This window comes from Sporosarcina sp. P1 (genome assembly GCF_002743155.1).
In the GTDB taxonomy this organism is placed as follows: domain Bacteria; phylum Bacillota; class Bacilli; order Bacillales_A; family Planococcaceae; genus Sporosarcina; species Sporosarcina ureae_B.
The window spans coordinates 104,732-129,380 of record NZ_PDYS01000005.1; the positions used below are offsets into that span (position 1 = coordinate 104,732).

Here is a 24,649-nt window from a genome sequence, read left to right on the forward strand (position 1 = left end):
CCAACCGGTTTTTAGTTTTTGCGAGCTAACTTTACAATAAACTGTACAATAATGGAGATGGCTAGTCCAAAAGATGAAATAATGAACAAAGATAAAATCCCGATTGCCTCCGAGAATTCATTATCCATCATCAGGAAGCTGCGGAACATTTCGGCAAATGCTAGAACAAGAACGACCATGAACATTTTGAATGCAATGGATAGCTCATAGAATAATAATAGGGAGCTGACAATGCCGACCATTAGGCCGAACACTGCAAACGTCAAATAGTTATTGACAACTAAGTCATGTCCAAGGACTGTCCGTACGCCTAAAATGAGTAGAACAAATGAACTCAATGCAGTAAAAAAACCGGCTTTCCAATAACGAGAATCCAACACGTACACCTGCTTTCCTATCCTAGTATAACGGAATGGACGAAATCCGTCACGCAACCCGGCTATTTTTTCATGCGTTTTAAATCGGCCAATAATTCTTCTTTATAAGATTCATTTGAGAAATTATATTCTTTAAGAATATAGCCTTCCGAATCCAGTAAATAAAAATTCGTGCCATGGACAACTTGAGTAGATGATTCATGCTTCAGTACAAAAGTCTGGAATTCTTCACGCGCAAATGCTTCGAACTCTAATTGCGTGTAGCCCGTCAGCAAATGCCAGTTGGATTCATCATCAGTGAAGTTTGAGATATAGTCTTTCAATACTTCAGGTGTATCGCTTTCAGGATCTACAGAAAACGAAATGAAGTTCATTTCGATATCCCGAGCTTTCAATTCAGCTTGTAGTTTTGCCATCTCACTCGTCAATGTCGGACATACGGTGGTACAATTCGTGAAGATGAAGTCTGCAATCCAGGGTGAACCAGAAAGCTCCTTGGAACTAAATGGTTGATTATGCTGATCCGTAAAGGTGAATTCCCGGACTTGTTTCCCACGTTCAAGTGGTTCACTGCAACCACTGACGAATACTGTGAGAAACAACATAAAAGGAATCAAACGTTTCAACTTCTTTCACTCCTTTCGCATTTGCTCTGGCAATTCAATCACCACAATGGTTTCGGTTGTTTCATTGGAAATCGTGAATGTCCCTTCATGTAACCGCACAATTTCTTTGACAATCGACAGGCCAAGCCCAGTGCCACCTGTTGTGCGAGTTCTTGCTTTATCGGTACGGAAAAAACGTTGTCCAATCTGATTTACGTCTTCGTCTCCGATGGTCACGCCGTCATTCGCGATGCGGTATTGTACACCGTGTTTACTAGCCATAAGGTGAATAGATATAGATTGTTCAGCGTATTTTACAGCATTATCGATCGTATTATAAAAAACTTGTTGTAATCGTTTAGGATCGCCTTCCAAAATCAATTCCTCATCAATTGATGTGCGCAACTGAATATCTTTATCCTGTAACCGGATCACAAATAATTCCAATGTATCCAACAGTAATTGCGCGATCGCAATCGGTTCAGTTTCCAATGTATATACATCCTGCTCTAAATGATTCAGCTCGACTAAATCATGTATGAGCTTCTTCAGGCGTTCAGTTTCTTTCTCGATGGTTGATAAGTATTGTTTTACGTCATCAGGATAGACATCAATTTTATCGCGCGAAAGTTGCGCGTAGCCACTAATATACGTTAAAGGTGTCCTGAGCTCATGTACAATATTTGACGTGAAATCTTTCTTACGCTGATCTTGTTCCTCAAGTGAACGGCTCATTGAATCGAATGCAGTAGCTAGTTTTCCTATTTCATCCGTTCGTCCTGTATTGAGTCGATTCGAATAATCACCTTTAGATACTTCTTCCGAGTAGGTCTGCAATGTTTGTAACGGTTCGAATAACGAACGCCATACACGTTGCAAAATCAAAAATAGAACAATGAAGAAAATACTGCCTACAAGTAACATAATCGGAAGACTGTCATGAAACACATCTTGGATTGCAGCGAGCGGAACATATATATAAATGAAGCCGATCAGTCCGTTTTCTCCTTTAATAGGGAAAATCCCACCGAAGATTTCACGTTTCAGTTCATCCACGTAGCCTTCTTTCATAACAGGCTTACCCGTTTCTAGTATTTTCTCGTCGCTTTCATTGACGAGTGATTGATAATCGATTTGATAAGGGAAATAGGACGTTAAATCATCAAGACGATCTACGACGATGATTTCATACTCCGACACGATGTTATACCATTGAATCTTTTCGATGATCGAATCACTTAGCTCACCATAATGATAATGAGAAGCTGTTCGATTCCCTTGATACATGATCGACTCTTTAATCTGTTCTTTATATAAGTCGGTATACAAGTAATGAATGAAGAAGAATGAAAACAATATGGTACAGGTGATGCTGCCTAAAAACACAATCATCATTTTTTTGCTTAGATTCAAATTATTCATTCAGAGTCCTCTAACTTGTAGCCGATCCCCCATACCGTTTCAATCATTTTACCTGCGTCTCCTAGTTTTAGGCGAAGTGTTTTGATATGTGTATCGATTGTACGCTCGCTACTCTGGTGATCGTCACCCCAGACCAATTCAAGTAATTGTTCACGGGAATATGCACGTCCTTTATGCTTGACTAGCAACAAAAGCAAGCCAAATTCCTTCAAAGTTAGACTTAAAGTTTCTCCGTTGAGCTGTGCGGTATACGAGTCTTCATTAATGGTAAGTGGACCTGCTTGTAATACTAAAGGATCGGGATTATGGCGGTATGTTCTGCGTAAGACGGCTTCGATTCGCGCCACAAGTTCTCTTGGTAAGAAAGGCTTGACGATATAGTCGTCACCACCAAGCTTCAAACCTTGTACTTTATCCCATTCCTCGCCCCGTGCAGATAGGAAAATCAGAGGAATCGAGGAAGTACGTTTCATCTCTTCTGCAAATGTAAACCCATCCATATAGGGCATCATCACATCGACTATGCATAAATCTATAGAATGTTGCTTAACGATCGACAAAGCTTGTAAACCGTCACTGGCTTCTATTACGGTATATCCTGCATCTTCCAGAATCACACGAATTAAATCACGCATTTGCGGTTCATCATCAATGACTAATAATTGGTAACCCAATTCAATACGCCTCATTTCATAAAATCTCTACAATCTAATTTTCCAGAAAAGATGTGAAATCCACATGAAGTTTCAATAAGTTGTCGAAACTTCATTGAAATTTCGTAATCATATTTTATAATCATAACAGCTAAACGAATAGATAGGAGAATGAAAAGATGAAACGTTTTGGAATGTTTGCAATGAGCACGGCTTTGATTGGTATACTCGCTGGATGTGGTCAAGATGATAAGGTACCGACGGAAGCTGTTTTACCTGACCCAATTGAAGTAGAACTTACAGTACCTGAAAAGGGAAATGTCAATGAACCGGTGACCATTACTACACACGTAACACAAGGTGAAGAAAACGTAGATGACGCATCAGAAGTGGAGTATGAAATCTGGGAAGAAGGTAAGAAAGAAGACAGCATTCACGTAGAAACAACTAATGATAAAGAAGGTATTTATTCAGCGGAAAATACATTTGAGTCAGATGGTATATATCACGTACAGGTTCACGTGACTGCGCGCGGAATGCATGTCATGCCTGAAAAGCAAATCCAAATCGGAGATGCTAGTGATCAATCAGATGGACACGAAAGTGCGCAAGAAGATCCATCCCATGAACATGGCGCTGAAGTAGAAGGACTTTCTCTTCACTTCATGCAACCTGAGTCAGCAAAAGCAGCGACAGATACAGAGTTGATGACACATGCGCAGCTTGATGGCGAAGCAATAAAGGCACAAGTCCGCTATGAAATCATCTCTGCAGAGAAAGAAACCACATGGGTAGATACGGATGAATCCAAGCCGGGTGAATATACAGCGAACTATCAATTCCCTAAAGCAGGCAACTACCAAGTAATTATCCATATCGAAAATGAAGAAATACACGAGCATGAAGAACATACTGTAGAAGTAAAATAACTGCCCTCCCTCGTCACTTCGGTGGGGAGGGTATTTTAATGGGAAGTAAAAGCTGTAATTCATTGTTGAAAAAGGTTACACTAGGGTAAGTGAAAGATTAATCAACCAAGAGGAGTGTTAGCATGACAAATTATCCAAAAAAAACTTGTTCGATTGAAAGACTTGTAACCATTCCAGAAGACGTACAAAAAGTACTCAACGGTGAAAAGTGGGCTACTAGACGTAATGGTGTCTATGCATACCCCGGCGAAATTATGACGTTAGAAGGCAAAGAGTACAAGATTGAGAAGTTGTATGAACAAACACTCGGAGAACTAACAGAAGAAGACGCCAAATCTGAAGGTCATGAAACAGTTGAAGAATATAAACAGGCGATGTTGTCGATCCACGACAAAATGCCTTGGCTTCCTAAAATGAAAGTTTGGGTGCACGAATATAGCCCAATTCAGAAATAATCTTTTAAATGAACTTTTATTACGGAGCGATTGTCTTTGCACACGTAGTATCCGCTATAATTTCAGTAGGACCATTATTTCTCCTGCTGCCATTAATACGCCGGCTGCGCACTGCTAAAGCAGAAGCAGAAGACATCTATCTGGCGTTTATCCGAGTCATTATCCGACTCGTTATGCATGCAGGTCATGTGCTTGTTGTGTCCGGGATCTTATTAATTCTATTTGGTCCATGGCCATGGCACACATCGTGGGTTATTCTCACAATAGGCGTCATGTTGTTGTCTGGATTCTTCTTGGCAACTGGTTTCTCCTCTGTATTGAAAAGATTCCATGAACCAAGCAATGACAGAGAAGCAGTAGTCAATAAATTACAACGCACTGCCTGGATCTATATTGGATTGCTGATGGTGATGCTTTGGCTTATGGTACAAAAACCGGCAGTCTGGTAAAATTACATAGCGAGCAAAAAGATGTGTACACTGTTGCACATCTTTTTAATTGCAAGATTTGATTTGACAGTAAAAATCACAGCGAATATGATGAAGATAGCAGTTTTTTGAAGGGAACGATTTGAAGATGAAAATGAAAGTACTCGGTCTGATGACGATCTTTGGGTTGCTATTGACAGCGTGCAGTCCAACCAGCGGCAATGAAACAATAAAGATTGGCACGACAGCAGGAATTTATGCAAAAGTCATCGACCAGGCACTAAAACCGGCACTTGAAGAGCAAGGTTACAAAGTTGAAGTCGAATCGTACGTAGATTTAATTGAACCGAATAAAGCGTTGGCTGATGGCGAAATAGATGCCAACATCAACCAACAACAAATTAATCTTCAGCGGTTTAACGAAGAATATGATTTGCCGATAGTAGCATTGACGGAAGTTCCGAGTGTGGGTCTTGGCTTATACTCCAACTCGTTGACGTCGATGGATGATATTCCAAATGGTTCATGGGTTACTATTCCAAATGATGAACTAGGCACGGCAAGAGCCCTTCGTTTCCTTGAACAGCAGGGGTTAATTTCATTAGATCCAAAAGCACCAACTTATGCGGTTACAGAAAAACAAATTGACAGTAATCCGAAAAACCTGAACATCCAGCCCATCTTGATTGCTCAACTGATTCCATCAATGGCAAGCGGTGATTTGGCAATTATTCCGGACAATTATATTATGGTCAATGAAATGGAATTGGAAGATGCTCTTGCGCACGAACAGCTAGGTGAAGAGTTGCAATATATCGTTTCGGTCAGAGACGAAGACCGTGAGAAGGATTTTGCACTAGCAATTAAAGAAGCAGTAGCATCAGAAAAGTTCCAAGAAGCTATTGATGAACATTTCCAAGGCTTCGGAAAATAAAAACCACGTATGGACTCAACTATGAGCCATACGTGGTTTTTTTCATCTATCTTATCGTTGCTGTCGCTTCAAAAAGTCTACATCTGGGTAATAGGCATCTTTCACAAGTAAATTCGGTCCAAGACAACGCACAGCAGGACAGTGACAGTTGACACTTTTCGCTAATGGATGCTGTTGCCATTTATCGTATAAATCGACCAAATGATCGGTTTGAATATTTCCAAGTGGCGGAACATCTCCGAAATCGGTCACGATTACATCTCCAGTAAACATATTGACATTCAACCGGGAACGCCCATCTGGATCATTTCGTACAGTGACATTTTCACTTGCCGCAAGTTTCGTAAATAATTCTTGGTCTCTTGCATCGCTACTGCAATTATAAAATGGCAATGTTCCAAATAGCATCCAAGTTTGCGGATCACGGTAGGTTAGCAAATCGAACATCGCGTTACGTGTTTCGTCCAATGTGAGCACATCCAATGAAGAAGCGAAATCGCTAGGGTACATAGGATGTATTTCATGGCGTCCACATTTCATTTCATGGACGATTTGTTCGTGAATCGTCTGTAAATGAGGCAATGTTCGGCGATTCAGCATAGTCTCCGCTGATACCATAACACCCATTTCAGACAATGCTCGGCTGTTTTCAATCATACGCACGAATTGTGCTGCACGACGTTCACGTGGTGGTTTGCGTTCCATCCGGGCGAATCCACCATCGATGAAATCATCGACTGTACCCCAATTATGTGAAATATGCAGGACATCCAGATACGGTGCAATTAATTCATATCTTTCAAAAGGCATAGTAAGGTTTGAATTCATCTGCGTCTGAATGCCGCGCGCATGCGCATACTGCAGTAGCGGTACGACATACTGCTCGACGGATTTCTTTGAGAACATCGGCTCGCCACCTGTTAAACTAATCGTTCGCAAATGCGGAATTTCATCCAATCTCTGCAGCAACAGTTCGATTGGTAGTGCTTGTGGATCTTTCGGTTGTAGCATATATCCAACCGCGCAATGTTCACAACGCATATTGCATAAATATGTCGTCGTGAATTCTATGCTTGATAGGACCTGTTTACCGTGTAGATCTACATCTTGATACGCTTCCCATGCATCTGATAGACGGGAATGTGATATTACCATGGTCGTAACTCCTTATTTCAATTAATTTTTGTCGCTAGCATATTCTGCTAAATCCTTCGCGTATTTACTCATCGAAGAAGTAGAAACATCGAATGCTTCTGCGATCTCTTTTAGTGTCATATCAAGCGGCGTGAAATAATTATGGTCTTGACCATAACGGATTGCGCCTGCCGCAATCGCTAGTTTCTTACGTGCCTTTGGCTGTTCATCTACTAAGAAATCTTCAAGCACTTCAAGCAAAGCCTTCGATTCTCGGTCATGTTGCTGTAAAAATTCATTAGCTGACTCTATAACGCCTGCTTCAAATTCGGTAAACTCATCTCCGGTATAGCCACTCTCACCAAGCGCAATCCAGAATTTCATGATGGATTCTTTTAGTGAAGGGTTTTCTGTATCCGCAAGTGTTTTAGCAAACTGTTTGATTGCTTCCGTATGATCAGTCGGGAAGAAGATTAAACTGGATACTGCTAGATAATTACCTTCAGACGTACCATCAGAAAGTATGAAGCAGTAGAAGTGCACACCTACTGGAACAGGTTTATCACTTTCTTTCCACAATTCAATCGTCTCATCACCTAGGATACTTGTAGCTGTTAAATATGTATCCCCGACAGCTGTTACTTCACCGATAAATACACGTGGCTCTGACCATCTATCAAGTAACTCAAGAATAGATGGGCGAACGTGTTTTTTCTTCTGTTTTGCAACATAGTCATCCCAAATATCTCTCCGCTGATGGAAGAAAAATTCATCAAGCGCAATCGTTTCAATCATTTCTTGTGGTAAATAACTATTCAATGAAGACTTCCATGTATTAGCAAATTCCACGAACGCCGGTATATCTGGTCGCTGAGGATGAATATCATAAAATGTTTGCAATAAGTGCTCCATTTCATCTGTCAACAAATCTTCAACAGTCACCGCATCTTTTCGTTCACAGCACTTTTTATATTTCTTACCACTGCCACATGGGCATGGGTCATTACGTCCAACCATTAAAACACTTCCCTTTTTAAAATTACTACATATCTAAGTGTACCAAACGAGGAGCGAGTTCGCATGATATTTAATTAGCGAAACGAAGTTGGAAAATTAAAAACCACTCTTTGAATCATCTAGATCCAAAGAGTGGTCCATTACATATAATTAGCGATCCAATCTCTTGATAAATTGCATGACTTCATCAGCGGAAGACAGTGAAAAAAGTTCTACCTAATTCTTCAAAACTTTTCATAGAAAAAGCCTGCTTGATTTTCAATGAAATAGCTTTTTACTTATTCTATCCAATTCCACTGTGACATGGTAAACTATTCAGACTGCATACATTCGCATGATGTAGAAGTAATTACTATCACAAAGTATGAAGGGATTTCTAAGTGTGTGGTAATGTTGGGGGCAAAACTATATCGAAAAGGGGAATACATGCATGGGACTATTTGATGCGCTTTTAGGAAATGCTTCCGTCGTAAACAATGAAGACGTGAAGAAAGAACTGCACTTGATTTTGGCAGATGGCGAAGAAGTGGAAGCGGCTTTTAAGCTCGTACGCGATTTAATCGTATTTACGAAAACGCGATTAATTCTAGTTGATAAGCAAGGCATGACAGGAAAGAAAGTAGATTACCATTCGGTGCCTTTTAAAAGCATCTCTCATTATAGTGTAGAAACTGCAGGTACATTTGATATGGATGCAGAATTAAAAATCTGGATATCAAGTTCACAGACTCCGCAGATTGAAAAACAGTTTAGAAAAGATAAAGCTATTTATGATATTCAAAAAATATTAGCCACGGTTTGTGTTTAATTTACATCTTAAATAAGGAAGTGGTACTTTTCGTGAAAGTACCACTTTACCACTATTTCCTTTTGGGTGATGTACTATTCTCATACGCAACAAGTGTCACACCTAATTTTTCCTCCAAGTGATTCAGTGCATGTAAATCCTCGGTGCTTAATTCTGCAATCGACGCATCTTTGTTTGTCATATACATAACTTCCTCTCCCAGTTTGCACATATGGTGGCTAGATTGTTTCAAAATATACATACGAGATATAAGGAGGCCAGGCCATGTACGATCCAACTGTATTCGAAAACTTAAAAGTTGCATTTGAGAACCATGTGTATGATTTGGATAACTTGGAACAAGCAGTCCATATCTTAAATCGTAAAGATCAATTGGATTTAGCGGTTATGGCAAGGGAATTTACAATTCGTTTTGCAAAAGTTGGCTATCCGTCAGTCATCGTGGATCTTACGCTGAATTCATCACTTAAGGAGTTGGCGAATGAAATACTGGAAGTTGAAAATGCAGAGCCGGGCTGTACGCTCACATTACTCGTTCGCACTTTCATTCAAGATGTAGATAGCGAATGTGAAGAAATCGCGAGTATCCTTCGTGCTGTATGGGAAAACGATATTAGTTACACGCAAACACTCAGCTTCCGTCATGAGCAAACAGAGCAAGGGTTCATGAATCGGATCCACATTCATTTCAAACCGAAATTAACTGAAGATCATATGGGAGAAATCGGTGCATTCCTAAACAGTGTACTGGACATGATGGAGCAAATTGGAGAAGTTTCGTAATGAAAGAAAAAACGCATCCTGTTACGGAACGTTTTTCAAATACTGCTATACTATTGTTTGTTTAAAAGCCCAAATATAATCTAAACCATCTTCACTTGGATGACTAGGATCACCAAAATCGGTCACGCAACCACATTGAATACATACTGCACAGTATCCTATCGATAGCACACCAATCCCCGGATCTTCGGCATTTGAGATTGACCGATAGGGGATAAACTCATCATACGTACACAAACGACAAATAAGTGGATGCTCTAAAATTGTTATACGGCTTCTCACGCTTTCGAGCTCTTCAACCATTACGAATCCACCTCAATATAGACAATATTGGACACGTCATGATGTGATTGCTCTTGAATTAACTGTGTGGTACTGCATACCTCACAAGCAAAAGATTGTAATGTCAGCCGAGTAGATGCTTCTTTAGGTGGTTGCTCCAAATCGATGTATACTTCTCGGTGAGTAAATGTAGTACCACCGCAGAGTGTACAAAGAAGCGGTATGCCTATAACTTCAATCTCGTAAATGCCACGTCTTCTACCTGTATTCAACTCCTACCTCATTTTTTAAATCGATTTCCTGTATTCGCATAGATCAATGCAAAACCGAGTACAGCCACGAAAAGTGATAGTCCCACTATGAAATATATATCTTCCTGTAGCAGTTCACTTACTGCGAACAGTCCGACACAAAAACTTAAAGCGAACATAATTTTCGCCATAAATTTGCATAACGCACGTTCATTAATCTGCATCTTTTTCTCCATGGACATCGTATTGTATCCCGAAAGCATAGATGCGCCTTTACCTTGCCAAAGTGCGATACCGTACACAATAAATGCAAGTAGAATGATGACATCTAGTAGCAAGCCGACCATAATCATTCCTCGTTTCATAAAAAAATAGAGTGAACTCTGTAACGAGTTCACTCTATTCTACCTGATTATACGGTTGCCTGACGAGTCTTTATAGTCATCGATAACGAGATAGCCGCACAAATGAATGCGATGATGACCAGTACACCACCAACCGCCGGCATGTTCGTCACAGCACCCGTCTGGCTGAACACGATACCACCGACACCGGAACCAAGTGCGATTCCGACTTGCAGAGCCGAGTTATTAAAACTCTGGTGCACGTCTGATGTAACCGGATCACTTTGAATAATATATTCCTGTTGCGCAGGTGCCAATGCCCAACTCAATCCGCCCCAAACCATCATGAAGATGATGAATAATGGAATTGAAAATGTAGAGTAAGGCAGGGCGAATAAACTGATAGCGAACGCACCCAAAATAATTAAAATGCTTTTCTTGGAACCAAGACGTGTTGCCAGTCCGCCACCGAATGCTCCGCCTGCAACTGCAGCTAATCCAAACAGGAAGTAGAACACACTAATCCAATAGGGACTCAGATGCATCGTGGTCTCCAGGAATGGTGTGAAATATGCATACACTGTGTAATGACCAGCCAGCATGAACATCGTTGCCATATGAGCAAAGAAGATCTTTTTATTTGCCAATGCTTTAATTTGAACAGAAAGCGGCTGCACTTCGCCAGTGGGAATCTTCTCAAGGAACTTGGCGATCAATACAATCGAACCAACCGTCAAAAATGAAATACCTAGGAATACAGTTCGCCATCCAAAAGCATTTGTTATGACAATCCCAATCGGTACACCTAGTACAAGTGAAGAACTAATTCCCATATAAATATAACCAAGTGACTTTGCCCGTACTCTAGGCTCGACCATACGCGCTGTAATCGTTAGTGATAGAACAATAACGAGTGCCGCACTGGCAGCTGTCAAAATACGGGCTGCCATCATTAAACCGAAAGTCGGACTAAAATAGGTCAGAACGTTTCCAACTAAAAATACAAAAAGTGTGATTAAATATAATTTCTTGCGCTCTACTTTTGCGGTCAGTGACAATAACACGGGTCCTGCTACCGCGTACACGAGAGCGAATACTGTAATGAGTTGTCCGGCTGTTGCGATTGAAACATTCAGATCATCGGCAATGACAGGCAAAATCCCGCCGACCACCAATTCTACCAGTCCCACCGTAATAGCAGACACTGCCAATAATAAAACACGTAAATCCAAAACAATTCCTCCTACCAGTGTCTCTACACTGTTTTTTTGAATAGAAAAATCCTGATTACAAAAATTACTTTGTAATCAGGATTTAACGGTTCCTGGTAGAGACCCTCGAACCATATTATCGAGGTTATACATGTTGATTCCGTAATGAAATTTTCTATTGTTCAATTTATCATGGAATGTGAAATATGGCAAGCTGGACAGTGAGTAACCTGAAAAACAGATTTTATTAATCGATATAGAAATTACTTTCGTTCTGCCTAGTAGCATGGTTTTAATGGTCTCAAGTTGTAAAAGTCCTCATAATCAAGTATACTTTTCCCGATAAACTTGTGCGAATCATTACAGTGATAAAGGATGGATATACATGACATTTGAAGAAATATTGCCACGTTTGAAGGATGGAGAGAAAGTCATCCGTAGTAACTGGGGCGGAGCGGAATTATACGTGAAGTTAGTAGGAGAGAGCGAGCAGGACGGCAAAAAGTTAAACCCTTATTTCGTGATTGACGTAACCGGTGAAGGGTACACCATGTTCACACCAACTGTTTGTGACTTACTGGCGGAAGATTGGGTAATCGTAGAATAATACATTGAATCGAAGCTCATGAGCCATCATGGGCTTTTTTATATAGGAGGATATTATGAAATTTGAAGAATATACAGGGAAGACAGTTCTAGTGACTGGAGCAGCTTCAGGTATTGGACGAGCACAAGCTATAGCATTTTTAGAAAATGGAGCAAATGTCTTTGCGTTTGATATACAAGAAGGAAATCTCCCGACATTACAAAAAGAGTATCCGTTACAGTTCGCCTATGCGATTGGTAGTGTCAGTGTAAAGGAAGATGTAACACGGGCTGTTCAGGAAGCATGTAACGTGTTTGGTACAATAGATATATTATTAAACACAGCAGGGGTTCTTGACGGTTTTGCAAAAACACTGGATACCGACGAAGCACTTTGGGAAAAAATCATGGACACGAATGTGAAAGGTACATATTTAATGACAAATGAAATATTGCCACAGATGATCGCTCATAAGTCAGGTATTATAATCAATATGGCATCCATTGCGGGCCTCGTGGCAGGTGGTGGCGGGGCAGCCTATACTGCATCCAAACATGCTATTGTCGGGTATACGAAACAACTGGACATGGATTACTGCCGTGAGGGGATTCGTGCGAATGCGATTGCACCAGGAGCGATTCAGACACCGATGAATCAAGCGGATTTTGCAGGAGACGGTGAAATGGCAAAGTGGGTAGCAGAGGAAACACCTGCAGGGCGCTGGGCACAGCCGAGTGAAGTGGCGAACCTAACGTTATATTTAGCCAGTACCGCTGCTGATTATATCCATGGAGTGGTGATTCCGATTGACGGCGGCTGGATTGCGAAATAAAGCTTTTGTATTATAGTGAACTCTGTTATAATACCGAAGCAAGCAAATTCTGTTTGCACTACGGCACTTTTGATTGAGCGATAGGCTCTTTCTTCCTTTGGTCGTAGTTATTACTGGAATAGCAACTAGGCTATTTCATAAAGGAGAAAATAAAATGAGTATGTCTTATGTAAAAGATTCACCTAAGAGTAAAAGTACGGTGAATGAACTGACAAAAACAGCTCTCGTTGCAGCTTTGTATGTGGCGGTGACGTTTGTATTTGCAGTTATCAGTTTTGGCGCAATCCAATTGCGTTTGTCAGAGATGTTCAATTACCTAGCTTTGTATAATAAACGATACGTGATTGGTGTCACGCTAGGTGTCATGTTCGCAAACTTTATGTCCCCCACTTGGATACTGGATGTGCCGATTGGTTCTATGGCTACGTTAGTCGCATTATTAGTATGTCGTGCGCTGACAAAGAAAATTAAAAATGATATCGTCAAAATGGTCATCACTGCTATTGTTTTTGCATTGTCTATGTGCGCCATTGCTGCTCAATTGACAATTTTACTAGGTTTCCCATTCTGGGCTACTTGGCTGACAGCGGGAATCGGTGAGTTATTATCCATGACAATTGGCGGGATTATTATATATTCGTTGAATAAGAAAATAGATTTGTCCAAATAAAAGAGAGAGCATATTCGCAGATTTTGTGAATATGCTCTCTTTATCATTTAAAAATCAAATTTCCGTGAGATTACCACGTCTACGCATCACCTCATAAGTAATTACAGTTCACAAAACAATTCGGAGTTCGTTGTAAATCACTATACAAGTTATGTTAATTGTTATTTCGTGAGACCCCAATCATCTTGCTTGACTAGATTTATTAGCGAAATGGATGTGTCATTACGTTTAAATGCATGCAATGAGGACAATATGAGAGTAATAAGATAATTTCTTGGGAGGAAAGCCAATATGAAAAATGCTGTATTTCTGGATCGAGATGGTGTGATCAATGAAGTGTTAACGCATCGTGTGAAATTTGTGAATGAACCTAACCAATTATATTTTTTGCCTGGAGTAGCAGAGGCGATTAAGCAATTGAATCAAGTATTTGATTACATATTTGTTGTGACGAATCAAGGCGGTGTTGGTCTTGGTTACATGAAAGAATCTACATTGAAATCCATTCATCATCATATGATTGCAGAGCTTGCAAAGGAAGGTGCCATAATTGACAAAGTCGCTTATTGTCCGCATAAGCCGAAGTCTGGTTGTGATTGCCGTAAGCCACATAGTAAGCTGATAGAAAATCTTGCCATGAACTATAATGTAAACTTGTCCACATCTTATATGATAGGCGATACGGATACTGACATTATTGCCGGAAAAAGAGCAGGAACTAAGACCGTCTTCCTAGGTACAACAGATCCAATAGCCGATGCAGTATTTCCAGATTTACTTCATGCCGTTCCCTGGATCATAGACGATATGGCGAAGTGAAAAGTAAAGAAACTATACTTCTCAACTAGTTGGTCAAGCTTTACATATGTAGGCGGACAATCGGTAGAGTGACGAGCCCTATTGCAATCCGCAAAATCACATCGATAGCCAATTGATTGCTATTGCACTAGCTCCGAATGCCGGTAATAAATGCTCCAAAGATATTGATATTTGAAGCATTTTATTATCTGGCATCATCGTCTTCTTTACAAATCAGCATATATAAATTCCGTGTCAACGTTCAAGCTTTTAACATTATAATTCTATAGAATAATACTAGTGATAAAGTATTATAATATGCTATAATTGTTAGAAATAATACGGAAGTGGTGCTAATTACTCTTATTTTGTACGATATACATAATTGATTAGAACTATTATAGAGACAATAGAATACATGTGTACTAGTGAAAGGGGGCTGCTTATGAGGAAGTTAGTAATATTTGTGATGAGTATAGTATTTTTACTCATTATACCTGTAGGATTATGGTTTTTGAAGGACAATCAACCGATGAAAGTGGCTATTATAGATAAATCAGCAGTAGAAAATTTACATACAAAACATCTTGGGGTTAGCTGGGTATTAAACTATTCAAAAGTAAAAGCTTCGCATAACAAACCATTTGATCCTGCGCGGGACTATTATGGCGGATACACAGCAGTAGAAGGAAAGGGTATTTCCGAGTTGAATCCACTACCACAAGATTATGGGAAGAAAGATATTATTTACTTGGCAAATACAGCCAGTTTTGATGAAAATAAATTAGATACGAAAAATTCTGCGCTCGCTACATACGAAGAAAATCATGGTGGACTAAAAGAAATAGAGTGGCAACGAATAGTGAAAAGACTTAATTCGAAGAAGCCTTCCATGTTGATAGCGGAGTATAATTCATTTTCTGCACCTACTTCAGAAAAAGTACGTACACGTGTCGAAGATCGAATGGGCTTGAAGTTCTCTGGTTGGAGAGGTCGTTATATGGAAGAACTGGATCCACAAAAGAATGCAGAGATGGAAAAAATTCTTCCTAAACAATCAGCACAGTGGACATATAGTGGACCTGGTTTTGTGTTAATGAATGATACTTCAGGGGAAGTTCTTGTATTGAGAAAAAATGAAGAGCTTTCAACTGATGATATTCAGCTAACATTTACGGACAACGGTACGAAAAGATTAAATGTCAAGGGTTCACATCGCTTTCATTCCTGGTTCGATATCGTTACGGCGGAGCAAGGCGAATCATTAGCGGTATATGATTGGAATCTTACTGAAAAAGGAAAAAAGACGTTAGATAAGAAAGGAATCCCTACTCAATTCGATGCGGTAATTCGTCATACATCCGGCGTTTCCGAAAGTATGTATTTTTCTGGTGATTTCAGTAGTATGGAAAATGTTCCTTCTATATATCAAGTAAAAGGAATAGCGAACGTCTATAAAGCTATTCAAAGATCTTCTGAGAAAGCATTTTTCTGGTCTGCTTATGTACCGATGATGCAGGGAGCGCTTGCACAGTTCGGACAAGTAGAGGCAATTGATGAGAAGAAGCCAAAGCAAGAAGGAGTACAAATGAATTCACGAATGAATGGTAATCATTTGGAAGTTCTAACCGATGGCAAATGGACTCCGATGATTGTCAAAGGTGTGAATATTGGAATGGGGAAACCAGGAGCATTTCCTGGCGAAGCTGCCATTACAGAAGAAGAGTATTATAAGTGGTTCGAAGCGATTGGCGAGATGAACGCTAATACTATTCGCGTTTATACGCTTCATCCACCTGATTTTTATCACGCATTAAAAGCGTATAATGATGTACATGATACACCTATATATGTCATGCATGGTGTCTGGATCAATGAAGAAAAACTGGAAGAGTCATTAGATGCCTTTGAGAAAGAGAACTTGAAAGACTTCCAAAAAGAAATGGTCCAACTTGTCGATGTCATTCATGGAAATGCTACTGTACCACCGCGTCCAGGTCATGCATCCGGCGTATACGATGCGGATATTTCCCAATGGGTCACAGCATGGATGATCGGCATTGAATGGTATCCATTCATGGTGGAGAATACGAATAAGTTACATGCTGATTTAGGAGAATACAATGGGAAGTATTTTGAAACAAAAGGCGCCGCTGCATTTGAATATTGGCTGGCGGAACAAATGGATATTCTCGTCTCGCATGAAGTGAGTAACTACCAGCAGATTCGACCGATGAGCTTCGTCAATTGGGTCACGACTGATTTGCTGACACACCCATCTGATTCTTCAAATCAAGAAGATATCGTATCTGTTGATCCAAATCTCCTCTACACTAAGGGGGAAATGGACAAGGCTGGTCAATTTGCTTCGTATCATGTGTATCCATACTATCCGGATTTTTTAAACTATGAGAAAAAATATCGTGAGTTTATAGATTTCAGAGGCCAGAAGAATAACTACGCTGGCTATTTAAAAGATTTGCACGAAGCACATCGAATACCGATTCTAATTTCAGAATTTGGGATTCCTGCTTCTAGAGGAAAAGCGCATGAAAATCCATTTGGCTGGAATCAAGGATTTATATCAGAGGACCAGCAAGGAGAAATATTGACGCATTTATATGAAGATATATTGCAAGAGAATTTAATGGGCGCACTAGTATTTTCATGGCAAGATGAGTGGTTTAAACGAACATGGAACACGGCAGAATATGATAATCCAGATCGTCGTCCTTACTGGTCTAACACACAAACGAATGAACAAAAGTTCGGTCTGCTCAGCTTTGATCCGTTGAAAATAAAAGTGGCGGGACATGAAGAAGAATGGACAGGAGAACCGTTGTATAAGAACAAACAAGGTACGCTTGAAAAAATGTATGTAGATCATGACGAAACCTTCTTGTATATTCGGATAGATTACGATGAATCCAAAATAGGTGAAACTGACGTAGTGAATATTCTCTTTGATACGGTGCCAGGACGTGGGAATACACGTGCTAGTAGAATTGAAGATATTCAATTCACTAATGGACTGGAATTCATTGCTAAAATTAACGGTGCCCAATCAAGAATGTTGATTGACCCGCATTATGATCTATTCCACCATGATTACGGTAAGGATGTAGGATATATTCCGAAAAAGGAAATGAAAGATCAAACGAACCAATTCATTCCGATGCAGTACGCGTTAAATCGTAAATACTTTGTGGCGAACGAAAAACGCACGATTCCATTCAGTTCATATGAAACGGGAAAACTTCGAGAAGGAAATGGAGATCCTGACTCAACTGAGTATGATTCGTTGGCAGATTACCATATGCGTGATGGCATGTTGGAGCTGCGTATTCCGTGGATGTTGTTACAAGCGATGGATCCAAGTAGAAAAGAGTTTATCGAGAATTTGTTGGCTGATGGTACCAGAACAAGCATTCACATCGATGAACTATTTATCGGAGCCGTTTTAACATCAGAAGATGGCCAAGTACTGGAGTCATTTCCTCAGCTACATGACATGAAGTTGGATCCAATGAAAAGTTATACATGGGATAATTGGCAAGTTCCTATGTATGAAGAACGATTGAAGAAGTCTTATTATTATTTGCAAGAGGCATTTAAAGCAAAGTGAAATAAAAGTTAGATAAAGAACAGAAGTCTCCATGGAGATTTCTGTTCTTTTTCGTATAGGGAAATTAGATTAGCAGAAACATATAGGTATTTTCAAATGAAATATTCAAAAACACCTACTCTACCACTTGTCAAAATTACATAATATGAGCTGAAAATAACTGAACGTTTCTATAGTTTTATGATATAGTATGGAATGCATTTAAAATTAAAAGAGTCTATTTAACGGAGGAAGTTATGTCGGATCTAAAGTTACCTAATAAAAGATTTAGACCCGAGATAGAAGGGGTACGAACGGTAGCAACATTATTGATCGCAATTTATCATATATGGTTTGGTAGAGTGTCTGGTGGAATCGATGTGTTCTTCGTTATTTCAGGTTATTTGATGACGTTATCCATCATCTCGCGTATAGAACGAACAGGATCAGTAAATTTTATCGAGTATTTTCTGAACTTAGCGAGAAGGTTATTACCCCAAGCGACAGTAGTCTTGATTTTCACTGGAATTTTTGCTGTCATTCTTCTGCCCAAGTTTGAATGGGGAGAAATAATAACGCATATGATGGCTTCCACATTTTATTTTGAAAACTGGCGGCTAGCATTAGATTCTGTTGACTATTTGGCGCAAGATAATATACCTACTCCATTTCAACATTTTTGGTCACTTAGTGTGCAAGGTCAATTTTATCTTATCTGGCCTGTTCTATTTACGTCTATTTATTATATCGCACGAAAGCTTTTGAAAACGCCAGTATACAAGACATTACTTAGTTCGCTTATCATCGTGTTTATATGTTCATTGGCTTTTTCCGTCTATCAAACAAATGTTAACCAGCCTTTTGCATACTTCAATACATTCACACGGATATGGGAATTTAGTATTGGTGGCATTTTTGCTCTACTATCGCCATACTTATTTTTCAATAAAAGATTAAGCGTAGTCTTAGGATGGGTTGGTCTAGCAATTATCGGACTTACTGGATTTTTATTTCCAGTATCAACTATATTCCCTGGCTATTTGGCATTGATTCCTATTAGTGGAGTACTACTAATATTAATTGCCTCGGAAAGTATCACAATATATGGTGTAAATCGATTTTTATCGACAAAGCCTCTGATTTATCTAGGGAGTCTTACATATGGTGTATATTTATGGCATTGGCCGTTGCTGATTTTCTATCGTACGTATATGGAAACAGAAACAGTGCCTATAGGAGATGGGATATTACTGTTAATGGCGACCTTTGTGTTGTCCATGATTTCTACCAAATTATTAGAAAAAACTGTTCAAAAAATAGGTGGAAATCAGAAGAAAGGGAAACTACTCGTCGTATTGTCAACTATGGTAGTACTTGCATGTAGTTCAATATTTTCAATTTCTGCTTATATTGAAAAGGCGACTGCTAATTCGGATCTTGTCCATGAACAAGATTACCCTGGTGCTCAATCAAAAGATTATAATATGAAAAGCGTATCCTATGTAGAACCGATCCCGTCACCTTCAGAAATCAAAACAGATCTTCCGGTATTTTATAATGATTTGGAATGCCAGTCGGCTAATCTAACGGAAGTCAGAAAATGTTCTTATGGTGTATTGGAAGGTTTTGATTTCACGTTGGCGCTCGTTGGTGGTTCACACTCAGGTCATTGGTTCCCGGCTTTAATAGAATTAGCGGAAGAAATGAATTTTAAAATTGATTTATATAGTCATGATGGTTGTCGTTTTACAGACGAAGACCCCAAGGGAAACTTAACGAAAGCTTGCATTCCCTGGAATAGTAATTTAATTGATACGTTAATAGAAGATCCACCTGATTTGGTTTTCACAACAGCGACAGTGAATAAACATCCAAAAGTACCTCGAGGATTTGTGAATCAGTGGAAAAGACTTGAAGGAATTACTACAATTTTTGCGATACGGGATAATCCTCGTATGCAAGAAATCATTCCTGTTTGCCTTGAACAAGCAGACGATCCGTTGGAGTGTTCCGTGCCAAGAGATCAAGCCATTGCGAAGGAAAATCCGTGGGAAGTGACAGAAGGTATTCCATCGAATGTATTTTTCGCAGACTTAACAGACTCTTTTTGTGATGAAACGACTTGTTATCCTATCATTGGAAATATCATTGTCTATCGTGATGATAATCATATTACTGCAGAATATGCAAAAACGTTAGCACCTGCATTAAAAGTGCCTTTGCAGCAAGCATTCGATAACTTAGGAAAAAAACATGCGCAATGATGAGTAATCGGTTTGTCATGGATTTTGTATAGTTCATATAGATATGGGAAAGCTATCATGTAGAAAGAAAACTTCAAGAAGGAGTGTATATGATGGCGAAGAACTATCCAAAACCGAATGATTCTGCAGACAACAAAGAACGATTGAATAAGACGATCAGTAATATGGAAGCAGCAGAAGATGCAATGAAGTTTGCAGAAGGTAAAGAGTTCGAACAAATCAAAAAGAAAAATGAACGCAGAGCAGAAAGGATCGAAGATTTAAAAGAAGAAATTAGTGAAGAAGATAAGTCGCGTATCAATGGTTATTTATAAATAAGTCAATACGACAAAAGGTTGGCCCTCACTTCTAACAGTGGGGGTTTTAGTTGTTTGTCATGGTATATATAAGCAAAAAAGAGGAATCAGTTCAGTGCGCTGTATAGAATAGAAACATCTACAATATTTTAGGGATTTTCTATATAAGGGGAGAATAAAAAATGAAAAGAATAAAAAAGGTTGATGAGTGGCGGGAACTGCTTGAAAAGTCGGATGAGCAACCATTCCTTTTATTTAAATCAAGCATGACATCTGTTAGTAGTTTAGCAGCTAAAAAAGAATTGGATGGACTTCGCACGGAATTGCCTATTTATATCGTCATTACACAAGTGAGTAGAAAGCTTTCGGCGGCCATTGAATCAGATTTAAGTGTTGCGCACGAAGTTCCCCAATTATTGATTTTAAAAGATAAACGAGCTATCTGGCAAGCTACTCATTATCAAATCAAAGAACAAATTTTATTGGATGCAATAAAAGAATACGTCTAAGAAACGGATAAATTTCAAATTAGTATTTCTTAAGACATCCGAAAAGGTGCATGGACGTTTTTAAATACATTGACGATAAATATTAGAATGGAAATCGCTAATGCGCTGCCGCCACCCCACACACAGATTTGAATCAAGATCATGGGCAGGCCGAGTGCTGGCTGTATGATTAACATGCCTATTAATAATACAGGTAATCCGATGTTATAAAGCCAAAAGTGCGATTTGCCTAGTATACTGTTACCTGCTTGAGGATAGATGGTATAAATTACTCCAATCATAGCCGTCGTGAGCCACCCGACCACATTAATATGTGCATGCGTTGCGCCCCATTGAAGTTGAATCGTAGCGTGCATATATAGTCCAAAGCCCACGCCAATTAAGAAATAGATAACTGCTGCTTTAATCCATCTTGCTCCCATCCATAATCAGCTCCTTTACATATAGTACGTTTGCTCTCTATCTATTATGTATTTACTAATACGTGAAATTAAATTGTTCAGTTAAATGAAGCTGTAACGACTGCTTATAGAAAATTAGTAAGTAGCAAAAGGAGATCTTATAATGGGAAGTTTATTTCCGAAAATATATGACATAGCCATGAAACCAGTAGAAGCAACTCGATTTAAAAAAGTTCGAACGGAATTAATCCGTAATGCACAAGGGAAAGTACTAGAGATCGGTTCGGGTACCGGTATCAATTTTCCCTATTATCGACAGGCAAGCCACGTAACAGCGATTGAACCGAATCCGGAGATGAGTAGTAGAGCGATGAGAAGAGGGCGCAATGCGCATGTGCCCATTACTTTATATGAGGCAAATGCAGAAACATTACCATTTGCGGATAACTCATTTGACACGATAATTTCAACTTTAGTATTTTGTACAATACCAGATCCACTACGTGCATTAAAAGAAATCCAACGTGTGAGCAAGCGGGATGCCACGATTTTATTTTTCGAACATGTCAAAATGAAGCAGCCTACTCTTGCGAAAGCACAAGATGTATTAAACCCATTATGGGAAAAAGTCTGCGATGGTTGCCAATTAAATCGAGATACTCTTTCATTGGTTTATGATTCTGGTATATGTGTAGAAGAAATTGAATCACTCTATGGTGGTTTGTTTTTATCTATTAAATGTAAAAAAAGAAGTAGTTACTTTCGAGATGATTCGCACATACACGGCTAAATCAAATGGCTACACAACGAATGTCCTACGGTTGCTATTGCCTGTATTGAAGCTAAAAGGAAGGAAGTGAGAGAATGAAAAAACTAATTATACTCGCCCTAGCAACGGTATTCCTACTCGCTGCATGTGGAAAGAATAAGGTCGATGAATCTGCTGCTGAAGAGTATATTAAGAAATCAAAAGAAACGATCACGTTATTCAATGAAGAGAAGTTTGATGAAATGCGTTCAATGTTTGATGCAACGATGAAAGATGCGTTGACCGTCGAGCAATTACAAGATGTGTCAAACATTGTAAAAGAATCTGGTGAATTCGTTAGCTTTGAAAAAGAGTCTGTCGCTAAAAAAGAGCAATACTTTGTTGCAACGATTGCTACTAAGTACAAAGAAGATAATAGAGTATACACGATTACATTGGATGAACAGCAACGAATCGCAGGGTTTTTCGTGAAATAATGAAAGCAATTGAAAGAACAGGCGACGGGATGCATACCGTCGCTTTTGGTAGCCCTTATCCTGACGGTGGCCCTATTGCGAAGTGGAAATATCTTTCACAGTGGCAGCCTATTGTTGTTGATCGAACGAAATCATTTTCATCCAACTTTTCCTGTGTGCTGTTATATAGGATGTACGCAGAAAAGTAACGGGAATTAAAATGTATGCTGTTTTCCAAGTGTGATACAGGTCAATAAAGGGTAATTGATTACAGAATGAGCAAGAACAGTTGGAGGAGATGGAGTATGGTCAAAGAATATGATTTGCTTGTGATTGGAACAGGCAGTGCAGGTTCTATTGCAGCAACAAAATGCAAGAAAGAAGGCTGGAGCGTTGCCATTATCGATGATCGTCCATTAGGGGGGACATGTTCTCAGCGAGGTTGTGACCCAAAGAAAGTATTGGTAGAGGCTGCTGAACTCATTGACTGGAATGAACGGATGCATGGAAAAGGAATTGAAGAAGATAGCAAAATCAATTGGCCAGAATTAATGGAATTCAAACGAACGTTTACTCGGTCAATACCTAAAGATACGGAAGAAAAATATGAGAAATTAGGAATTGACATGTATCACGGCAAGGCGGTCTTTCAAAGTGAAAACGAGTTGAAAGTCTGCTCGGAAGTATTAAAAGGGAAATATATTTTAATAGCTTCAGGTGCAGAACCTGTGAAATTGAATATCGAAGGTGAAGAATATTTGACGCTGAGCGATGAGTTCATGGAATTAGAGTCACTTCCCAAAAAGATTATTTTTATAGGTGGAGGATTTATTTCATTCGAATTTGCGCATCTTGCCGCGAGGGCAGGATCGGAAGTGCATATTCTGCATAGAAGTGAAAACGCTCTCAAACATTTTGATCAAGATTTGGTAAAAAAGCTGATTGAACGTACTGAAGAAATTGGTGTTCATGTGCATGTGAACACACCCGTAAACGGAATTGAAAAGTGTGGCGATTCATTTGTAGTTAAAGGGGAACAAATGAATCGTCAAGTAGAGTGGAAAGCAGATCTTGTTGTACATGGGGCAGGACGCACACCTGCATTGGATATTGATTTAGAAAAAGGAAATGTACAGCGTGATAAGCAAGGCGTATGTGTCAATGAATACATGCAGAGTGTCAGTAATCCACATGTATATGCAGCTGGAGATGTCGCTTCAAGTGACGCGCCTCCTTTGACACCCGTCGCAACAACGGAATCACATGTTGTCGCTTCGAATCTTCTAAAAGGGAATAATAAAACGGCAGATTATCCAGTCATCCCATCTATTGTATACACTGTCCCCAAATTATCATCGGTTGGAATGAGCGAACAAGAGGCAAAAAACTCCGGTTTAAAAATATATGTAAAATCACAAGATACCACCGAGTGGTTCACATATAAACAGACAAATGAAGGGGCAGCGGCATTTAAAGTAATTATCGACCAAGAGAAAGATGTTGTACTCGGTGCACATTTCTTAGGTGGAGGAGCCGATGAACTGATTAATCTCTTCGCGATGGCTATTCGATTCCAAATTCCGCTCATCGAATTAAAGCAAATGCCATTCGCATATCCCACAGTAGCTTCTGATATTTCGTATATGTTGTAAGTTAATCGTAAAAGCTCTCTATCTGATAATTGGATAGAGAGTTTTTATTCGGCAGTAAATAGACGAATATTTTGTAATGTACTATGAAATTGACTCTTCAAACCTCGCCACGTTATCCTGTAGAATGATACCGATAATAAATAAAAACCTAATGAATTATATAGTAGACGGGAGGAAAAG

General features: G+C 39.4%; 30 protein-coding genes and 1 riboswitch. Of the genes, 18 read left to right on the forward strand and 12 right to left on the reverse strand.

Going from position 1 to position 24,649, the window contains the following annotated elements; all coding sequences use genetic code 11:
* Positions 1–11: 11 nt before the first annotated feature.
* The 4 genes from CSV73_RS07630 to CSV73_RS07645 all read right to left on the reverse strand — a co-directional run bounded on the left by CSV73_RS07630 (position 12) and on the right by CSV73_RS07645 (position 3,078).
* Positions 12–377 carry a hypothetical protein gene (locus CSV73_RS07630; RefSeq protein WP_143560413.1) on the reverse strand — a complete coding sequence of 122 codons (366 nt, stop codon included), beginning with the start codon at positions 375–377 and terminating at the stop codon, positions 12–14.
* A gap of 62 nt (positions 378–439) precedes the next feature.
* On the reverse strand, positions 440–1,003 hold the full coding sequence (locus CSV73_RS07635) for an SCO family protein (protein ID WP_099627090.1): 564 nt from the start codon (positions 1,001–1,003) through the stop codon (positions 440–442).
* 6 nt (positions 1,004–1,009) lie between these two features.
* Positions 1,010–2,404 (reverse strand): sensor histidine kinase, encoded by a 1,395-nt coding sequence (locus CSV73_RS07640; protein WP_085131320.1) that lies wholly within the window; start codon positions 2,402–2,404, stop codon positions 1,010–1,012.
* A complete protein-coding gene (locus CSV73_RS07645; RefSeq protein WP_369802577.1) occupies positions 2,401–3,078 on the reverse strand; it encodes a response regulator transcription factor in 678 nt (225 codons plus the stop codon). The genes CSV73_RS07640 and CSV73_RS07645 overlap by 4 nt, the downstream gene beginning before the upstream one ends.
* A gap of 158 nt (positions 3,079–3,236) precedes the next feature.
* Between CSV73_RS07645 and CSV73_RS07650 the strand changes: the two genes are divergently transcribed.
* From CSV73_RS07650 to CSV73_RS07665, 4 genes are all read left to right on the forward strand, one after another.
* On the forward strand, positions 3,237–3,986 hold the full coding sequence (locus CSV73_RS07650; RefSeq protein ID WP_085131318.1) for a FixH family protein: 750 nt from the start codon (positions 3,237–3,239) through the stop codon (positions 3,984–3,986).
* A 122-nt stretch (positions 3,987–4,108) separates the two neighbouring features.
* Entirely contained in the window at positions 4,109–4,441 is a 333-nt protein-coding gene (locus tag CSV73_RS07655; protein WP_085131317.1) for an ASCH domain-containing protein, read from the forward strand.
* 8 nt (positions 4,442–4,449) lie between these two features.
* Positions 4,450–4,890, forward strand: a complete 441-nt coding sequence (locus CSV73_RS07660) for a hypothetical protein (RefSeq protein WP_085131316.1) — start codon at positions 4,450–4,452, stop codon at positions 4,888–4,890.
* Positions 4,891–5,017: 127 nt separating this feature from the next.
* Positions 5,018–5,803: a MetQ/NlpA family ABC transporter substrate-binding protein gene (locus CSV73_RS07665; RefSeq protein WP_085131315.1), complete on the forward strand. Its 786-nt coding sequence runs from the start codon at positions 5,018–5,020 to the stop codon at positions 5,801–5,803.
* 51 nt (positions 5,804–5,854) lie between these two features.
* On the opposite strand, the gene yfkAB is transcribed toward CSV73_RS07665, so the two are convergent.
* Positions 5,855–6,958 carry a radical SAM/CxCxxxxC motif protein YfkAB gene (gene yfkAB / locus CSV73_RS07670; RefSeq protein WP_085131314.1) on the reverse strand — a complete coding sequence of 368 codons (1,104 nt, stop codon included), beginning with the start codon at positions 6,956–6,958 and terminating at the stop codon, positions 5,855–5,857.
* Between the two features lie 21 nt (positions 6,959–6,979).
* Positions 6,980–7,954 (reverse strand): SEC-C metal-binding domain-containing protein, encoded by a 975-nt coding sequence (locus CSV73_RS07675; RefSeq protein ID WP_085131313.1) that lies wholly within the window; start codon positions 7,952–7,954, stop codon positions 6,980–6,982.
* 430 nt (positions 7,955–8,384) lie between these two features.
* On the opposite strand from CSV73_RS07675, the gene CSV73_RS07680 reads away from it, so the two are divergent.
* A complete protein-coding gene (locus CSV73_RS07680) occupies positions 8,385–8,762 on the forward strand; it encodes a PH domain-containing protein (RefSeq protein WP_085131312.1) in 378 nt (125 codons plus the stop codon).
* 52 nt (positions 8,763–8,814) lie between these two features.
* On the opposite strand, the gene CSV73_RS16830 is transcribed toward CSV73_RS07680, so the two are convergent.
* The gene (locus tag CSV73_RS16830) at positions 8,815–8,943 is read right to left on the reverse strand and encodes a hypothetical protein (RefSeq protein ID WP_255397430.1); all 129 of its coding nucleotides are present in this window, start codon (positions 8,941–8,943) and stop codon (positions 8,815–8,817) included.
* An 83-nt stretch (positions 8,944–9,026) separates the two neighbouring features.
* Between CSV73_RS16830 and CSV73_RS07685 the strand changes: the two genes are divergently transcribed.
* On the forward strand, positions 9,027–9,545 hold the full coding sequence (locus CSV73_RS07685) for a hypothetical protein (RefSeq protein WP_085131311.1): 519 nt from the start codon (positions 9,027–9,029) through the stop codon (positions 9,543–9,545).
* A 45-nt stretch (positions 9,546–9,590) separates the two neighbouring features.
* Here the strand turns inward: CSV73_RS07685 and CSV73_RS07690 are convergent, their stop codons facing one another.
* The 4 genes from CSV73_RS07690 to CSV73_RS07700 form a co-directional block, all read right to left on the reverse strand.
* Entirely contained in the window at positions 9,591–9,848 is a 258-nt protein-coding gene (locus CSV73_RS07690; protein WP_099627091.1) for a hypothetical protein, read from the reverse strand.
* The gene (locus CSV73_RS16335) at positions 9,848–10,099 is read right to left on the reverse strand and encodes a hypothetical protein (protein ID WP_143560935.1); all 252 of its coding nucleotides are present in this window, start codon (positions 10,097–10,099) and stop codon (positions 9,848–9,850) included. Before CSV73_RS16335 ends, CSV73_RS07690 begins: the two co-directional genes overlap by 1 nt.
* A gap of 8 nt (positions 10,100–10,107) precedes the next feature.
* Positions 10,108–10,425, reverse strand: coding sequence for a DUF3784 domain-containing protein (locus CSV73_RS07695; protein ID WP_099627092.1), 318 nt, complete (start codon positions 10,423–10,425; stop codon positions 10,108–10,110).
* 65 nt (positions 10,426–10,490) lie between these two features.
* A complete protein-coding gene (locus CSV73_RS07700; RefSeq protein WP_099627093.1) occupies positions 10,491–11,654 on the reverse strand; it encodes an MFS transporter in 1,164 nt (387 codons plus the stop codon).
* Positions 11,655–11,706: 52 nt separating this feature from the next.
* A riboswitch (purine riboswitch) is annotated at positions 11,707–11,806 on the reverse strand.
* Positions 11,807–12,018: 212 nt separating this feature from the next.
* Between CSV73_RS07700 and CSV73_RS07705 the strand changes: the two genes are divergently transcribed.
* The 8 genes from CSV73_RS07705 to CSV73_RS07740 all read left to right on the forward strand — a co-directional run bounded on the left by CSV73_RS07705 (position 12,019) and on the right by CSV73_RS07740 (position 21,192).
* On the forward strand, positions 12,019–12,240 hold the full coding sequence (locus tag CSV73_RS07705) for a DUF2829 domain-containing protein (protein ID WP_085131309.1): 222 nt from the start codon (positions 12,019–12,021) through the stop codon (positions 12,238–12,240).
* 55 nt (positions 12,241–12,295) lie between these two features.
* Positions 12,296–13,051 (forward strand): 3-oxoacyl-ACP reductase, encoded by a 756-nt coding sequence (locus CSV73_RS07710; protein ID WP_099627094.1) that lies wholly within the window; start codon positions 12,296–12,298, stop codon positions 13,049–13,051.
* A 154-nt stretch (positions 13,052–13,205) separates the two neighbouring features.
* The gene (locus CSV73_RS07715) at positions 13,206–13,721 is read left to right on the forward strand and encodes a QueT transporter family protein (RefSeq protein ID WP_099627095.1); all 516 of its coding nucleotides are present in this window, start codon (positions 13,206–13,208) and stop codon (positions 13,719–13,721) included.
* A gap of 291 nt (positions 13,722–14,012) precedes the next feature.
* Positions 14,013–14,540, forward strand: a complete 528-nt coding sequence (locus CSV73_RS07720; RefSeq protein WP_085131307.1) for a D-glycero-alpha-D-manno-heptose-1,7-bisphosphate 7-phosphatase — start codon at positions 14,013–14,015, stop codon at positions 14,538–14,540.
* A gap of 424 nt (positions 14,541–14,964) precedes the next feature.
* Entirely contained in the window at positions 14,965–18,144 is a 3,180-nt protein-coding gene (locus tag CSV73_RS07725) for a hypothetical protein (protein ID WP_099627096.1), read from the forward strand.
* 236 nt (positions 18,145–18,380) lie between these two features.
* The gene (locus CSV73_RS07730; RefSeq protein WP_099627097.1) at positions 18,381–20,387 is read left to right on the forward strand and encodes an acyltransferase family protein; all 2,007 of its coding nucleotides are present in this window, start codon (positions 18,381–18,383) and stop codon (positions 20,385–20,387) included.
* Between the two features lie 92 nt (positions 20,388–20,479).
* Positions 20,480–20,701 (forward strand): small, acid-soluble spore protein tlp, encoded by a 222-nt coding sequence (locus CSV73_RS07735; protein ID WP_099627098.1) that lies wholly within the window; start codon positions 20,480–20,482, stop codon positions 20,699–20,701.
* A 164-nt stretch (positions 20,702–20,865) separates the two neighbouring features.
* Positions 20,866–21,192 carry a monothiol bacilliredoxin BrxC family protein gene (locus CSV73_RS07740; RefSeq protein WP_085131303.1) on the forward strand — a complete coding sequence of 109 codons (327 nt, stop codon included), beginning with the start codon at positions 20,866–20,868 and terminating at the stop codon, positions 21,190–21,192.
* A 29-nt stretch (positions 21,193–21,221) separates the two neighbouring features.
* Here the strand turns inward: CSV73_RS07740 and CSV73_RS07745 are convergent, their stop codons facing one another.
* The gene (locus CSV73_RS07745) at positions 21,222–21,614 is read right to left on the reverse strand and encodes a hypothetical protein (protein ID WP_099627099.1); all 393 of its coding nucleotides are present in this window, start codon (positions 21,612–21,614) and stop codon (positions 21,222–21,224) included.
* 142 nt (positions 21,615–21,756) lie between these two features.
* Between CSV73_RS07745 and CSV73_RS07750 the strand changes: the two genes are divergently transcribed.
* From CSV73_RS07750 to CSV73_RS07765, 4 genes are all read left to right on the forward strand, one after another.
* Positions 21,757–22,383 carry a class I SAM-dependent methyltransferase gene (locus tag CSV73_RS07750; protein WP_099627100.1) on the forward strand — a complete coding sequence of 209 codons (627 nt, stop codon included), beginning with the start codon at positions 21,757–21,759 and terminating at the stop codon, positions 22,381–22,383.
* Positions 22,384–22,457: 74 nt separating this feature from the next.
* Positions 22,458–22,838, forward strand: a complete 381-nt coding sequence (locus tag CSV73_RS07755; RefSeq protein WP_085131300.1) for a DUF3887 domain-containing protein — start codon at positions 22,458–22,460, stop codon at positions 22,836–22,838.
* Positions 22,838–23,026: a hypothetical protein gene (locus CSV73_RS07760; protein ID WP_099627101.1), complete on the forward strand. Its 189-nt coding sequence runs from the start codon at positions 22,838–22,840 to the stop codon at positions 23,024–23,026. Before CSV73_RS07755 ends, CSV73_RS07760 begins: the two co-directional genes overlap by 1 nt.
* A gap of 96 nt (positions 23,027–23,122) precedes the next feature.
* On the forward strand, positions 23,123–24,469 hold the full coding sequence (locus CSV73_RS07765) for a dihydrolipoyl dehydrogenase family protein (protein WP_085131299.1): 1,347 nt from the start codon (positions 23,123–23,125) through the stop codon (positions 24,467–24,469).
* Positions 24,470–24,649 lie beyond the last annotated feature (180 nt).

Excerpts from the sequence above, each read along its gene's own strand:
- CSV73_RS07695 (WP_099627092.1), bottom strand. The coding sequence starts at position 10,425 with ATGGTCGGCTTGCTACTAGATGTCATCATTCTACTTGCATTTATTGTG.
- CSV73_RS07730 (WP_099627097.1), top strand. The coding sequence starts at position 18,381 with ATGTCGGATCTAAAGTTACCTAATAAAAGATTTAGACCCGAGATAGAA.
- CSV73_RS07750 (WP_099627100.1), top strand. The coding sequence starts at position 21,757 with ATGGGAAGTTTATTTCCGAAAATATATGACATAGCCATGAAACCAGTA.
- CSV73_RS07760 (WP_099627101.1), top strand. The coding sequence starts at position 22,838 with ATGAAAGCAATTGAAAGAACAGGCGACGGGATGCATACCGTCGCTTTT.
- CSV73_RS07720 (WP_085131307.1), top strand. The coding sequence starts at position 14,013 with ATGAAAAATGCTGTATTTCTGGATCGAGATGGTGTGATCAATGAAGTG.
- CSV73_RS07705 (WP_085131309.1), top strand. The coding sequence starts at position 12,019 with ATGACATTTGAAGAAATATTGCCACGTTTGAAGGATGGAGAGAAAGTC.
- CSV73_RS07765 (WP_085131299.1), top strand. The coding sequence starts at position 23,123 with ATGGTCAAAGAATATGATTTGCTTGTGATTGGAACAGGCAGTGCAGGT.
- CSV73_RS07735 (WP_099627098.1), top strand. The coding sequence starts at position 20,480 with ATGGCGAAGAACTATCCAAAACCGAATGATTCTGCAGACAACAAAGAA.
- CSV73_RS07665 (WP_085131315.1), top strand. The coding sequence starts at position 5,018 with ATGAAAATGAAAGTACTCGGTCTGATGACGATCTTTGGGTTGCTATTG.
- CSV73_RS07745 (WP_099627099.1), bottom strand. The coding sequence starts at position 21,614 with ATGGGAGCAAGATGGATTAAAGCAGCAGTTATCTATTTCTTAATTGGC.
- CSV73_RS16830 (WP_255397430.1), bottom strand. The coding sequence starts at position 8,943 with ATGACAAACAAAGATGCGTCGATTGCAGAATTAAGCACCGAGGATTTA.
- CSV73_RS07740 (WP_085131303.1), top strand. The coding sequence starts at position 20,866 with ATGAAAAGAATAAAAAAGGTTGATGAGTGGCGGGAACTGCTTGAAAAG.
- CSV73_RS07715 (WP_099627095.1), top strand. The coding sequence starts at position 13,206 with ATGAGTATGTCTTATGTAAAAGATTCACCTAAGAGTAAAAGTACGGTG.
- CSV73_RS07725 (WP_099627096.1), top strand. The coding sequence starts at position 14,965 with ATGAGGAAGTTAGTAATATTTGTGATGAGTATAGTATTTTTACTCATT.
- CSV73_RS07655 (WP_085131317.1), top strand. The coding sequence starts at position 4,109 with ATGACAAATTATCCAAAAAAAACTTGTTCGATTGAAAGACTTGTAACC.
- CSV73_RS07690 (WP_099627091.1), bottom strand. The coding sequence starts at position 9,848 with ATGGTTGAAGAGCTCGAAAGCGTGAGAAGCCGTATAACAATTTTAGAG.
- yfkAB (WP_085131314.1), bottom strand. The coding sequence starts at position 6,958 with ATGGTAATATCACATTCCCGTCTATCAGATGCATGGGAAGCGTATCAA.
- CSV73_RS07755 (WP_085131300.1), top strand. The coding sequence starts at position 22,458 with ATGAAAAAACTAATTATACTCGCCCTAGCAACGGTATTCCTACTCGCT.
- CSV73_RS07660 (WP_085131316.1), top strand. The coding sequence starts at position 4,450 with ATGAACTTTTATTACGGAGCGATTGTCTTTGCACACGTAGTATCCGCT.
- CSV73_RS07680 (WP_085131312.1), top strand. The coding sequence starts at position 8,385 with ATGGGACTATTTGATGCGCTTTTAGGAAATGCTTCCGTCGTAAACAAT.
- CSV73_RS07685 (WP_085131311.1), top strand. The coding sequence starts at position 9,027 with ATGTACGATCCAACTGTATTCGAAAACTTAAAAGTTGCATTTGAGAAC.
- CSV73_RS07650 (WP_085131318.1), top strand. The coding sequence starts at position 3,237 with ATGAAACGTTTTGGAATGTTTGCAATGAGCACGGCTTTGATTGGTATA.
- CSV73_RS07710 (WP_099627094.1), top strand. The coding sequence starts at position 12,296 with ATGAAATTTGAAGAATATACAGGGAAGACAGTTCTAGTGACTGGAGCA.
- CSV73_RS07675 (WP_085131313.1), bottom strand. The coding sequence starts at position 7,954 with ATGGTTGGACGTAATGACCCATGCCCATGTGGCAGTGGTAAGAAATAT.
- CSV73_RS07640 (WP_085131320.1), bottom strand. The coding sequence starts at position 2,404 with ATGAATAATTTGAATCTAAGCAAAAAAATGATGATTGTGTTTTTAGGC.